A 12,503-nucleotide genomic window follows, 5' to 3' on the forward strand; every position below is an offset into this window, starting at 1 on the left:
TTGCCCGAGCGCCCCGCACAGGCAGAAAGGATGAGCGCCTCGGCAGGTCTCCTGGCTCGCGGGTCTCAACTCGGGCTGGCCTTCCCGGGATCTCCCAGTGGCTCAGTCAGCCTTCGCTCACCGCTCACAGTTGCGGGGGCAGCCCCGGAATGGATGCGCGACCTCGCCGCACGGCGCACCGGGTTCCCTTTTCATCCGCCTGAGGCGGAACCGAAGTGGGGCCGATGTGCCGCGCAGGGCCGCATCTGTCAAGAAAAATTCAGCTCTCGTGAGCGAGGCGCGCGCGCTTGTTGAAACGGATCGACGACATCAGCGCCAGCCCGATCAGCCCCGCCCCCACCAGACCGGTGATCAGCTCGGGGACATGCACGAGGGTCTGCGCGAACATCACCACCGACAGGATCAGGATCGACCAGAAGGCGCCGTGTTCGAGATAGCGGAACTCGCTGAGCGTGTTGCGCTCGACGAGCATCAGCGTCATCGAGCGGACATACATCGCGCCGATCCCCAGACCGATCGCGATCAGGAAGAGGTTCTGGGTCAGCGCAAAGGCCCCGATCACCCCGTCGAAGCTGAACGATGCGTCGAGCACCTCGAGATAGAGGAAGGCCCCGATCCCGGCCTTGGCGGTCTCGTTCGAAAGGCTCGCCCGGTCGAGCACATGGCCCAGCACCTCGACGCCGAGGAAAGTCACCAGGCCCGCGACGGAGGCAAAGAGGAAATCCCCCTCGCGCCCCTCGGGCAGGATCCAGGTGAAGAGCATGATCACCAGCAGCACGAAGCCGATCTCCAGCCCGCGGATCGAGGCGCAGGCGCGCAGGCGGCATTCCAGCGTGCGGATCCAGTCGATCTCCTTGCCCTCGTCGACGAAATAGGTCAGCGCCACCATCATCAGGAACGCCCCGCCGAAACCCGCGATCGACAGATGCGCGCCGTCGATGATGCGCGCATATTCGGCCGGGTGCTGGGCTGCGAGTTGGATTGCCTGCCACGGTCCGATGCCGGCAGCGATCACCACGATCATCAGCGGAAACAGGATACGCATCCCGAAAACCGCGATCAGGATGCCCCAGGTGAGGAAACGGCGCTGCCATTTCGGCGTCATCTGGTGAAGCTTGTTGGCGTTGACGATCGCGTTGTCGAAACTCAGCGAGATCTCCAGCACCGCCAGCACCGCGGCGATCAGCAGGAAGGATGCAGCCCCGGCCAGCGTGCCGCTATGGTGAAGCCCGAGCGCGAAGGCGCCCACGAGCCCCGCGAGCGTGACGGCGAAAGCCCAGGAAAAATAGCGGAAGGCGGTTTGCATGCTGGCTCCGGCTGGCATTGGCAGGTGACATAGGTCGGGGGCCGGGGCTTCGCAAGGGAGCGGCTCGGGGAGAGTTGTCCTCTGTGGCCATGGGAGCGCGTTGGGGGGCGTTTGGCGATGAGGCCGCGCCCGAGCCTCGGGTGGGCGTTTTGACCCGATTGTGGCTGGGCACTTTATCTCGAAAGCCCGCGAATGGGTCGTGCGCGCGATGTCATCGCCAATGCGCCCTCCCGGGGGGAGGGTCGGGCGGCCCGGGCTGATTGCCCGTGCCAGCGATGGCCTTCATCCTAGAGACCCGCCTCGTCGAGCCAGCCGAGGATCCTTGCCCTGTTCACTCCCAGATCGGAGCGCCCGAAAACGAGATGGCCGCGAATCTGCACCGTCTTGCCATCAACCCAGAGGGTCGTGACATCCGGGAACCCCCAGAATGCCGAGCGGGTGACATAGGCTGCCTGCCCCGCCTCCGGGCTGCCCTCGACGCGGCGGGTGCGGGCGGTAGCGCGGATGATCTTGTCGAGCGCCGTCATCTGCGCTTGCGGTTCCGCCACCTCGCGCACCGCCTGAAAACCGCCGGTTTCGGGGTGATCCCCGGTCGGTTTGGCCAGCCCCTCGACAGAGAAGCGCGCCGGATCGATCCGGGCGAGACGCACCCAGGCATCGGCGGCGATCACCACAAGAATGATCGCAAGCAGAACGATCCCCATGCGCGTCACCCCTGCCCCCCACGCATGTTCCAGCCCGCAAGCGCGATCAGCTCGGTCGCGACATGCGCCCCCGCGATCGCCGTGGCCCCTGTCGTGTCGTAGGGCGGCGAGACCTCGACCACGTCGCCACCGATCAGGTTGATCCCCTTGAGCCCGCGCAGCAAGGCCGCGGCCTGCCAGCTTGCCAGCCCACCCCAGACCGGGGTTCCGGTGCCCGGCGCGAAAGCCGGATCGAGACAGTCGATATCGAAGGTGACGTAGCAGGGCTTGTTTCCGACGACCGCGCGGATACGCGAAAGCGTGGCCTCGATCCCCTCCTGATGCACCATGGGCGCGTCGAGGATCGTCACCCCGAGCGTATCGGGATTATCGGTGCGAATGCCCACCGAAACGGTGTTCTGCGCGGCGACGACCCCGGTCTTGATCGCCTTGTAGAGGAAGGTGCCGTGGTCGATCCGGTCCATGTCGTCATCGGCCCAGGTGTCGGAATGCGCATCGAACTGGATCAGCGCGATCTCTCCGTGATGCGCCGCGATGGCGCGCAGGATAGGCAGGGTGATGAAGTGATCGCCCCCCAGTGTGATCGGGACCACGCCCGCCGAGACGATCCCCGCCAAATGCGCCTCGATCCGGCCCGGAACCTCCGCGACATTCGCGTAATCGAAGGCCATGTCGCCGTAATCGGTGATCGCCAACTCGGAGAAAGGGTCATAGCCCCAGTCATAGGGCGCGTCGAAGGCCTGAAGCGTGCTGGCCTCGCGCAGCGCGCGCGGCCCGAAACGGGTGCCCGGACGGTTCGTCACCGCCTGATCGAACGGAATGCCGGTCACGGCGATCTGCACGCCGGAAAGATCCTTGCTGTAGCGCCGACGCAGGAAACTCGTGGCGCCACCGAAGGCATTCTCGAAACTCAGCCCCCGTGCATTGGCCCGCGTAAAAGCCTGATCCACTTGGGTTTTCGCATCTTCCAGAGCCATCGCACCCTCCCTGTCGAGAGCGCGACTTTCGCGCGCCTTCCCCGCGAGGTCAAGCGAGCCACGCGCGCCCGGGCGACAGCATGTCGCAGGGCTGTGCAATGAATTCTCGCCTCGTTTCTTGATCTGGATCAAGCTGCTCACGATTTCGTGAAATTAGAATAATTCCACCTTTCAGGAGCTACGGAGGAATTTAGCCATGAAAAGGATACTGGTTACCGCTCTTGCCGCCTCGACGGCGCTTGCGGCACCCGCTCTCGCCGATGATGCGGCACTTCGTGAACAGGCCAGAGAGATGTTCGAAGCGATCCCGCTTCAGCCCCCCATGCTTGAGGATAACGTGATCTCGCGTGACCGCGTCGATCTGGGCAAGGCGCTGTTCTTCGACCCGCGCATGTCGCGCTCGGGGCTGTTCTCGTGCCAGTCGTGCCACAATGTCGGCATCGGCGGCGTCGACGGTCTCGAGACCTCGATCGGCCATGGCTGGCAGAAGGGCCCGCGCAACGCGCCGACCATGCTCAACGCCGTGTTCAACGTGGCGCAGTTCTGGGACGGGCGCGCACCCGATCTCGAAGCCCAGGCCAAGGGGCCGGTGCAGGCCGGCGTGGAGATGAACAACACGCCCGATAACCTCGTCGCGACGCTGAAATCGATGCCGGCCTATGTCGCGTCGTTCCAGACCTCTTTCCCCGGCGAGGACGACCCCGTGACCTTCGACAACTTCGCGAAAGCGATCGAAGCCTTCGAGGCCACACTGATCACCCCGAACTCTCCTTTCGACAAGTTCCTGATGGGACAGGATGCGGCGCTAAGCGATCAGCAGAAGCGCGGCCTTGCCCTGTTCATGGATGAGGGCTGTGCGGCCTGTCACCAGGGGATCAATGTCGGCGGGCAGGATTACTACCCGTTCGGCGTGGTCGAGAAACCCGGCGCGGACGTGCTGCCCGAGGGCGATCATGGCCGGTTCGCGGTCACCGAGACGGCCGACGACCAATATGTCTTCCGCGCCGGCCCGCTGCGCAACATCGCGCTGACGGCCCCCTATTTCCACTCCGGCACGGTTTGGGAACTGCGCGACGCGGTGGCGATCATGGCGACTTCGCAGCTCGGCTCCGAGCTCGACGACGCACAGATCGACGACATCACCGCCTTCCTCGAAGCCTTGACCGGCGAGCAGCCGCAGGTCGTTCACCCGATCCTGCCGCCGCGCACGAAGGACACGCCCAAGCCCTACACGATGCTCACCGAGCAGAAGTGAGGCAGACCGCCCGAGACCGGAAGACGCGCGCGGGAGACCTCGCGCGTTTTCTCATGGTCGGACGCGGTATCAGGGCCGGTTCGGCCAGACCGGTTCGACAGGTTAGAAGGCTTCGAGACAGGCATGCTTCCCGCGCATCCGGTTTTCATCGCGGGATCTCTCATGGCGGCGTTTCCCGCTCCGCAAACCGAAAATGAGAGAGCCGATACCGCAGCAAGTCTGCCGACCCGTTCGCAGATTACATGCGGCGGTCGCCCAACGAACCCCTACCGGGCCCAACATGCCTAGCCCGGACCGCCTCGCGCCCGGTCCGAACGCGCACGGGGGCTCAGGGCGCGGCGCTTCATATTGAAAAGGGGCAGGCTCGCGCCCACCCCCTTCCGACGGAGACTGCAAACCCCGATCACTCGGGCTGACAGATCTCGCCGCGCATGATCCCGATGAGCGTGCGCACCACCAGACCCGCGATGAGCAACGCCAGCATCACGAGGAACGCCGTCCCGATGCGCATATGCGCGTCCGAATGGGCGTATTCCGCATGCAGGAAAGTCGCGATGGTGAGGGCGGCCAGCGGGAAGCTCAGCGCCCAGAAGCTCATCGCGAAGGGCAGCCGCAGGATACGCGGCACCTGCACCGCCACCAGCGCGGCGAAGACATAGGCCAGCGACAGAAGGATATGGGCAAAGGGATCGACGCCAAGCGCCTCGGTCGCGCCGGGAAGGATCGGCTCGGCGGTCAGGCGCAGCCAGGCGATGAAAGCCACCGCGGGCGGGGCGATCATGATCACCAGCGTCGGCTGAAGCTTGCCGGGCAGCGGGTCGTGGAAGACCAGACGGTTGAAGACCAGCGTCAGCAGGATCATCCAGAAGATCATCCCCGCCGAGAAGAAGAGCCAGCTGATCTCGGTGAAACCAAGCTGCGCGCCCGCGACTGGCACGATCACATTGCCGACCGCCGGGATGAACCAGGCAGGGTTGAGCTGGCCATGCTGGAAGCTGCGCGTGCCGATCCAGTTGGTCACCACCGCCAACGTCATCAGGCCTTGCAGCGTGGTCCCGATCAGCCACAGCGAAAGCGCAAGCGGCGTCGAAACCGTCATCGCGATGATCGACAGCAACAGCAGCGAAATCGCGATGGTCGGGAAGAAGGACAGGCGCACCGGGTGATGCCATTCGCCCGAGACCGCCTTGGGATGCTTGAGCGCCTTGAGAAGATAGAAGAGCGAAATGAGCACGAAGGCGGCTGCGGTGACGACGAACATCACCTGATAGGGCACCGGCCCGAGCCCGAGCGGTTTCGCCGCGGCGCGCAGCGCGAGGGTGAAACCTCCCAGCCCCATCGTGGTGGCATAGAAGGTGATCGGGAAATGCTCGAGCCGGTTGTGCTCGGCACTTGCTTCGACTTGCGTGCTCATTGCGCTCTCCGTTTCATTCGGCGGTTTGCCGGCCCTTGGTCAGGGACTGAACTGTGTAGACCAGAATAGCCGTTCCCACGGCCCCTGCACCTGCGACACCGAGCAGCACGATCCAATCCACCGGGCCGCCGATATCGGCAAAGCTCGAATGGGTGACCCTCTGCACGAAGATCACCGAAGCGATCGCGCCCAGCGGCATGAACATCTGCGCCAGCAGGAACTTGCGAGCGCTCAGATGGCGGTCGCGGATCAGAACGTAGAGGTAAGCCAGCGTCACGACCACGGCGACGGCGACCATCGTCCAGAACAGGCCGCGCCCGAAGATTTCCTCGAAGACGGCGATCAGGGTTTCAAAGGTGAGTTGTTTCATCTGTCGGTCTCCTTACGCCTTGCCGCGCAGCATCGCGTTATAGGTGGGCTTGAGCGCGATTTCCTTCATCAGCCACGAGATCCACAGCTCTTCGAGCGGCGCGATCACGCCCGGGAAGGAAGGCGTCAGGCGGTTTTCGTAATCGAACTCGACCAGCATCGCGCGGCCGACCTTGGTGATCAGCGGGCAGGAGGTGTAGCCGTTGTAGATCTCGGTGCCATCCTTGCCTTCAATCGCGGCGACGAGGTGATCCTCGACCACGGGGATCTGCCATTTGACCGAGGCCGCGGTCTTGCCCTTGGGTACGCCCGCGATATCGCCAAGCCCGAAGACATTGGCGTAGCGGCGGTGACGCAGGGTCTGCTGATCGACCTCGAGCCAGCCCTGGCCGACCCATTTGTCTTCCCAGGCAAGGCCGCTCTCGCGCACCACGTCGGGGGCGACCATCGGCGGAATGACGTTGGTGAAGTCGAATTCGATCTTCCGCTCGGACGCAGGCGTCACGGTGACGATGCCGTTCTTGTCGACCGAATGCTGCTCGGGGGTGCGGAAATAGGCGGTACGCGTGCCCGCGTCGATGCCCGTCAGGACATGGTCATACCGGGTCTCGAAACCACGATCACCGAACAGCAACTTGACCTTCTCGTTCACCACCGGAACCGAGAACAGGCCCTTGTTATTGGCTGCATAGATGATCTGGCTCGCTTCGCGGGTGCCCTTCTTGCGCAGGTAATCGTCGGTCAGGAAGGTGTATTTGAGCGGAGCGCCCGCGCATTTCATCTCGGTCGCCGGACGACCGAAGAGCGCAACGCCCCCCTTCTCGGTGAACTGGTCCATCGCGGCCCAAGTCTTCGCGGCGTAATCGGGACCGGCATAGACTGCACCAAGACCGTTCTGCCCCACCTGGTCGAGCGAGAAGCCCTCGATCGCGCCCCAGTCGAGCTTCAGGCCGGTCGCGACAACGAGATAATCATACTCGATCGCCTCGCCGCCCACGGTGGTCACGCGCTGCGCTTCCGGGTCGATCGCGGCGGCATAGTCTTCCACCCAGTTCACGCCCGTGGGGAGCCAGTCGCCAGTACCCGAAACCGAATAGTCGGCGTTCTTGAGACCGGCGGCGATCAACGTGAAACCCGGCTGATACCAGTGCTGCTTGCGCCCGTCGACGATGGTGATCTGCGCGCCGTCGAGGCGCTGCACCAGACGGTTCACCAGCCCCGTGCCCGCGGCCCCCGAGCCCACGATCACGACACGGGCCTTGGTCTGCACCGCTGCGGTCGCGGGTTTGGCTGCGCCCATTGCGCTCAGCGCGGCAGCTCCGCCGGCCAACCCCAGAAATCCCCGCCGCGACGGGCTGAAAACGTCTTTAATCATACCGATCTTCTCCCTCGGACATATTCCGGTATGTGCATGTATTCAAATTTCGGAGAGCCGTGAGCCTGACAAAAGGACGCATCGGGAATGCATCTTTTTTCGTCGGACCTGACTTAAATCAATTCCACATCCCCGATTGATCTATATCACCACGTCGTGAACTCGGAGGAGAGCCCATGCGTCTGACCACCCGTACCAACCTCGCGATGCGTGTCCTGATGTTCTGCGCCGTCAATCCCGGCAGGATCGTCCGAAAACACGAAATCGCCGAGGCCTGTAACGCCTCCGAGAACCACCTTGCCCAGGTGATCAACACCTTGGCGCAAAAGCGCTTCATCGAGACCCAGCGCGGTCGCGCGGGCGGCATGCAACTGGCCCGGCCGGACTCCGAGATCGGCGTGGGAGACGTGCTTCGCGCCTTCGAGGCCGGCCTGCCCTTCGCGGAATGTTTCGACCCCGAGTCGAATACCTGCCCGCTGCGCAATGCCTGCCTCTTCCGCGACGCGCTCGCCGATGCTCTCGAGGCCTTCTACGGAGCGCTCGACCGTAAGACGCTGGCCGATCTCGTGGAGGACAACACCGCGCTCGAGTCGATGCTGAGCCTGCCCGGCGCGATGAACATCTCGATCTGCGGAGCCAAGGAAGGCGCCGCCAAGGCGCTCTGATTTCAAACCGGTTCGTTTGAAATACCCCTGTTTTTGCAGGGCCTGCGCGTATTTCGTGGCGGCTTTGTCACAGTTTCGTGACAGCCAATCACGCGAGCGCGAACAGAATTCAGTTTTGCTTGATCCCCTCTTTTCGATGCGGGAGCCTGTGTCTACTTGTCGCACCAGAAGCGGGGTATCCCGTCATCGCGACTCACAATGAGGCATAAGGTCATGCAACAGCAATCGGGCAGCCAATCGGGCCAACAACAGCAAGGCGGCGCACCGCGTCCCAGCCAGCAGCAGGGACAAAGCGGCACGTCGAACCAGCAAGGCGGCACCGTTTTCAACGACTGGGCGTCGATCTGACCCCACTCCTTCGCGACGCGACCACGCCGATGTGAAAGCGGCCCGCGGCAGACCCTGCCCCGGCGCGATGCGATCCCCGAAGCTCACCTCGCGCCGCCCCTTGCGTGGCGCGGGTCCGCGGATCACAGTGATCGGCAGATCTTCGATTTGCCATCCCTGATTTTTACGAGGCGCGCCCGCCGCGCGATCCGCCCATGCCCCAACCCATCACCAGCATTCATGGCATCGGCCCTGCGACCGCCGAGGGCTTCGCACGCGCGGGGATCACCTCGGCCGAGCAATTGCGCGAGATCGGTGCCGAAGCGGCTTACGAAGCTTGGATCGCCGCCGGAAATCCGCCCCACTTCATCGGCTATTACGCCTTGCACATGGCGCTTCAGGGCCGGCCCTGGAACGATTGCCGGGGCGCGGAGAAGGCGGCATTCCGCGTCAAGTTCGACGCGCTCAAGGCACGGATCGACGCGGGCATCCCGGAAATGGACAAGGGCCGCGCCCGGCTGGACGCGGCCCTTGATGAAATCGGTTTGATCCGGCGCGATTAGCCGACGATCTCGAGACCCGAGAAGAAGAAGGAGATCTCCTGCGCGGCGGTCTCGGGCGCGTCCGAGCCGTGCACCGAGTTCTCGCCGACCGAGAGAGCGAATTCCTTGCGGATCGTGCCATCGGCCGCATCGGCCGGGTTGGTCGCGCCCATCACTTCGCGGTTTTTCGCGATCGCGCCTTCACCCTCGAGCACCTGCACGACGACCGGCTCGGACGCCATGAATTCGCACAGCTCGCCGTAGAAGGGGCGTTCCTTGTGGACTTCGTAGAACTTGCCGGCCTGTTCCATGGACAGCTTGATGCGCTTTTGCGCGACGATGCGCAGACCCGCTTCCTCGAACTTGGCATTGATCTTGCCGGTGAGGTTGCGCTTGGTCGCGTCGGGTTTGATGATGCTCAGCGTGCGTTCGATGGCCATGTGAGACCCTTTCCTTGTGCTCGCGGCCGGAAATCCGGTCCGAAATATCCCGCGCCTGCTATCACGGGGGGCGTGAGTTGAAAAGCCCTCTAAAAGGCGATCGCGGGCACATTAGCGCGGGAATGTGACCATCTGGTCAATGCGCGCTCAAATCGGGCGGCGGCACCTGTGAGACGCACCGAATGCCTCCGGCGGGGATATTTTAGCCAAGAGGAAGGGGGACGATTGACTGTCGCGCGGCCCTGCGCCAAGTCAGACCGCATGTTGCGCATCTCCGATATCTCCTTTTCCATCGAGGGCCGACCGCTTTTCGCGGGCGCCTCGGCCACCATTCCCGAGGGTCACAAGGTCGGGCTCGTCGGCCCCAACGGCGCGGGCAAGACCACGCTCTTTCGCCTGATCCGGGGCGAGCTGACGCTGGACGGCGGCGAGATCTCTTTGCCCTCGCGCGCCAAGGTGGGCGGTGTCGCGCAGGAGGTGCCGTCCTCTTCGACCTCGCTTCTCGATACGGTTCTGGCCGCCGATGAGGAACGCGCAAGTCTTCTGGCCGAGGCCGAGAGCGCAACCGATCCGCACCGCATCGCCGAGGTGCATGCGCGGCTCGCCGATATCGACGCCTGGTCGGGCGAGGCGCGGGCCTCCTCGATCCTGCGCGGGCTGGGGTTCGACACGGAGGCGCAAGCGCGCCCCTGTTCGGATTTCTCGGGCGGCTGGCGGATGCGGGTGGCGCTGGCGGGCGTGCTGTTCGCGCAGCCCGATCTGCTGTTGCTGGACGAACCGACGAACTATCTCGATCTCGAAGGCGCGCTGTGGCTGGAGCAATATCTGGCGCGCTATCCGCACACCGTCATCGTCATCAGCCACGACCGCGACCTGCTGAACCGGGCCGTGGGCGCGATCCTGCATCTCGAGGACAAGCAACTGACGCTCTATCAGGGCGGCTACGATACATTCGCGCGCACGCGCAGGCTGCGACGCGAGGCGCAGGCGGCGCAGGCCAAGAAGCAGGAGGCGCGCCGCGCCCATCTGCAGAGCTTCGTCGATCGCTTCCGCGCCAAGGCCACCAAGGCCAAGCAGGCGCAGGCGCGGGTCAAGATGCTCGAGAAGATGGAGCCGATCACCGCGCCCGAGGAGGCCGCGAAGCAGGTCTTCACCTTCCCCGAGCCCGAGCAGCTCTCGCCCCCCATCATCGCGATGGAAAGCGCGGCCGTGGGCTATGGCGGACCGGCGATCCTGAAGCGGTTGAACCTGCGGATCGATCAGGATGACCGGATCGCGCTCCTGGGGCGCAATGGCGAAGGGAAATCCACGCTTTCCAAGCTATTGGCGGGCAAACTTGACGTGATGGAAGGCAAGATCACCCGTTCGTCCAAGCTGCGGATCGGCTATTTCGCGCAGCATCAGGTAGACGAGCTGGATCTGGCCGAGACTCCCCTGACCCACTTGCGGCGCGAGCGCCCCGAAGAGCATCCCTCGAAACTGCGCGCGCGGCTGGCGGGGTTTGGCCTCGGCGCGGATCAGGCGGAGACGAATGTGGGCAAGCTCTCGGGCGGACAGAAGGCGCGGCTGTCGCTGCTGCTGGCCACGCTCGACGCGCCGCATCTGCTTATCCTCGACGAGCCCACGAACCACCTCGATATCGAGAGTCGCGAGGCGCTGGTGACGGCGCTGACGGAATATTCCGGCGCGGTCGTGCTGGTCAGCCATGACATGCACCTGCTGGGGCTGGTCGCGGATCGGCTCTGGCTGGTGAAGGGAGGCGCGGTTGCGCCCTATCAGGGGGATCTGGAGAGCTATCGGGCGGAACTGCTGGCCCCCGCCCCGGAGGAGCGCGCGGCAAAGGCCGCCGCGCCCAAGCCCGCCAAACCCTCACGCGATGCGATGAGCGCGCTCAAGCGCGAGGTGCGCGATTGCGAGGCGCGAGTGGAGAAGCTGACCGAAATGCTGGAAAAGCTCGACGCGAAGCTGGCGGACCCTGCGCTTTACGAAGCGGGCAAGGCGTCTGACCTCGCGGTCTGGCAGGCCAAGCATGCCGAGGCCACGCAGGCGATGGAGCGCGCGGAAGCGCTGTGGATGGCCGCTCTGGAAAAGCTGGAAGCGGCCGAACAGGGCTGAGCTCGGCCCGTTCGTTTACGCTTCGTCGAACATGCCCTCGAACAGCGGCGAAGACAGATACCGCTCCCCGGAATCGGGCAGCACGACGACAATGGTTTTCCCTGCGTTTTCAGGCTCACGCGCCAGCCGCAGCGCCGCAGCCGTGGCCGCGCCGCAGGAGATGCCCGCAAGGATGCCCTCCTCGCGCGCGAGCCGCCGCGCGGTCTCGATGGCCTCGTCATTGCTGACGGTCTCGATCCGGTCGACCAGATCCATGTCGAGCACGTCAGGCACAAAGCCCGCCCCGATGCCCTGGATCTTGTGCGGGCCGGGTTTCAGCTCCTCGCCCGCGCGGGCCTGGCTGAGAACGGGGCTCGCCTCGGGCTCGACCGCGACGGAGATCAGCGGCAGGCCCTTCTCGTGCTTAAGATAACGCGAGACGCCAGTGATCGTGCCCCCGGTGCCGACGCCCGCCACGAAGATATCGACCACCCCATCGGCATCCTCGAAAATCTCGGGGCCGGTGGTCTTTTCGTGGATAGCCGGGTTCGCGGGGTTCTTGAACTGTTGCAGCAGAACGTAGCGGTCGGGATCGGAGGCGGTGATTTCCTCGGCCTTGGCGATCGCGCCCGCCATGCCCTTCGTGCCCTCGGTCAGCACCAGCTTCGCGCCGTAAGCGAGCAGCAGTTTGCGCCGCTCGACGCTCATCGTGTCGGGCATGGTCAGCGTGATCGGAATGCCGCGCGACGCCGCGACGAAGGCCAGCGCAATGCCGGTATTGCCCGAGGTGGGCTCGACGATCTCGCGGCCGGGGCCGAGAATGCCGCGCTCTTCCGCATCCCAGATCATGTTCGCACCGACCCGGCATTTCACCGACCAGGCCGGATTGCGGCCCTCGATCTTGGCAAGGATCGTCGCCCCCGCCCCTTCCGCGATCCGGTTGAGACGCACCAACGGCGTGTTCCCGATGCTGAGCGAATTGTCGTCAAAGATACGGGCCATGGGGTGTCCTTTCCGGGGGAGCGCGGGGGGCGC

Annotated in this window: 13 protein-coding genes and 1 riboswitch; of the genes, 5 read left to right on the forward strand and 8 right to left on the reverse strand. The window is 64.6% G+C overall.

Annotated features, from left to right (window positions below; genetic code table 11):
• Nucleotides 1–24: 24 nt before the first annotated feature.
• Nucleotides 25–230: riboswitch (cobalamin riboswitch) on the reverse strand.
• Between the two features lie 29 nt (nucleotides 231–259).
• The 3 genes from BMG00_RS02105 to speB form a co-directional block, all read right to left on the reverse strand.
• Nucleotides 260–1,306, reverse strand: coding sequence for a DUF475 domain-containing protein (locus BMG00_RS02105; RefSeq protein ID WP_210401977.1), 1,047 nt, complete (start codon nucleotides 1,304–1,306; stop codon nucleotides 260–262).
• 287 nt (nucleotides 1,307–1,593) lie between these two features.
• The gene (locus BMG00_RS02110) at nucleotides 1,594–2,010 is read right to left on the reverse strand and encodes a DUF1499 domain-containing protein (RefSeq protein WP_078573243.1); all 417 of its coding nucleotides are present in this window, start codon (nucleotides 2,008–2,010) and stop codon (nucleotides 1,594–1,596) included.
• Between the two features lie 5 nt (nucleotides 2,011–2,015).
• Nucleotides 2,016–2,987 (reverse strand): agmatinase, encoded by a 972-nt coding sequence (speB, locus tag BMG00_RS02115; RefSeq protein WP_078573244.1) that lies wholly within the window; start codon nucleotides 2,985–2,987, stop codon nucleotides 2,016–2,018.
• Nucleotides 2,988–3,183: 196 nt separating this feature from the next.
• Between speB and BMG00_RS02120 the strand changes: the two genes are divergently transcribed.
• Nucleotides 3,184–4,242, forward strand: coding sequence for a cytochrome-c peroxidase (locus BMG00_RS02120; RefSeq protein ID WP_078530698.1), 1,059 nt, complete (start codon nucleotides 3,184–3,186; stop codon nucleotides 4,240–4,242).
• Between the two features lie 403 nt (nucleotides 4,243–4,645).
• Here the strand turns inward: BMG00_RS02120 and BMG00_RS02125 are convergent, their stop codons facing one another.
• From BMG00_RS02125 to BMG00_RS02135, 3 genes are read right to left on the reverse strand one after another with little or no spacing between them, the layout of a single operon-like run.
• Nucleotides 4,646–5,656 (reverse strand): SLAC1 anion channel family protein, encoded by a 1,011-nt coding sequence (locus tag BMG00_RS02125; RefSeq protein WP_078530697.1) that lies wholly within the window; start codon nucleotides 5,654–5,656, stop codon nucleotides 4,646–4,648.
• Nucleotides 5,657–5,669: 13 nt separating this feature from the next.
• The gene (locus tag BMG00_RS02130) at nucleotides 5,670–6,026 is read right to left on the reverse strand and encodes a DUF5368 domain-containing protein (RefSeq protein WP_078530696.1); all 357 of its coding nucleotides are present in this window, start codon (nucleotides 6,024–6,026) and stop codon (nucleotides 5,670–5,672) included.
• Between the two features lie 12 nt (nucleotides 6,027–6,038).
• The gene (locus BMG00_RS02135) at nucleotides 6,039–7,400 is read right to left on the reverse strand and encodes an NAD(P)/FAD-dependent oxidoreductase (RefSeq protein ID WP_078530695.1); all 1,362 of its coding nucleotides are present in this window, start codon (nucleotides 7,398–7,400) and stop codon (nucleotides 6,039–6,041) included.
• Nucleotides 7,401–7,576: 176 nt separating this feature from the next.
• On the opposite strand from BMG00_RS02135, the gene BMG00_RS02140 reads away from it, so the two are divergent.
• From BMG00_RS02140 to BMG00_RS02145, 3 genes are all read left to right on the forward strand, one after another.
• The gene (locus BMG00_RS02140) at nucleotides 7,577–8,065 is read left to right on the forward strand and encodes an RrF2 family transcriptional regulator (RefSeq protein ID WP_078530694.1); all 489 of its coding nucleotides are present in this window, start codon (nucleotides 7,577–7,579) and stop codon (nucleotides 8,063–8,065) included.
• Between the two features lie 213 nt (nucleotides 8,066–8,278).
• Complete coding sequence (locus BMG00_RS17855) at nucleotides 8,279–8,413, forward strand: hypothetical protein (RefSeq protein ID WP_273068572.1); 135 nt, start codon at nucleotides 8,279–8,281, stop codon at nucleotides 8,411–8,413.
• 194 nt (nucleotides 8,414–8,607) lie between these two features.
• Nucleotides 8,608–8,955 carry a TfoX/Sxy family DNA transformation protein gene (locus tag BMG00_RS02145; RefSeq protein WP_078573245.1) on the forward strand — a complete coding sequence of 116 codons (348 nt, stop codon included), beginning with the start codon at nucleotides 8,608–8,610 and terminating at the stop codon, nucleotides 8,953–8,955.
• Here BMG00_RS02145 and ndk read toward each other — a convergent pair.
• The gene (gene ndk, locus BMG00_RS02150) at nucleotides 8,952–9,374 is read right to left on the reverse strand and encodes a nucleoside-diphosphate kinase (RefSeq protein ID WP_078530692.1); all 423 of its coding nucleotides are present in this window, start codon (nucleotides 9,372–9,374) and stop codon (nucleotides 8,952–8,954) included. The genes BMG00_RS02145 and ndk overlap by 4 nt on opposite strands.
• Nucleotides 9,375–9,635: 261 nt before the next feature.
• On the opposite strand from ndk, the gene BMG00_RS02155 reads away from it, so the two are divergent.
• Nucleotides 9,636–11,489: an ABC-F family ATP-binding cassette domain-containing protein gene (locus tag BMG00_RS02155; RefSeq protein ID WP_078573246.1), complete on the forward strand. Its 1,854-nt coding sequence runs from the start codon at nucleotides 9,636–9,638 to the stop codon at nucleotides 11,487–11,489.
• A gap of 15 nt (nucleotides 11,490–11,504) precedes the next feature.
• On the opposite strand, the gene cysK is transcribed toward BMG00_RS02155, so the two are convergent.
• Nucleotides 11,505–12,470, reverse strand: coding sequence for a cysteine synthase A (gene cysK, locus BMG00_RS02160; protein WP_078573247.1), 966 nt, complete (start codon nucleotides 12,468–12,470; stop codon nucleotides 11,505–11,507).
• Nucleotides 12,471–12,503: the final 33 nt, after the last annotated feature.

Source organism: Thioclava marina (genome assembly GCF_002020135.1).
Taxonomy (GTDB): Bacteria; Pseudomonadota; Alphaproteobacteria; order Rhodobacterales; family Rhodobacteraceae; genus Thioclava; species Thioclava marina.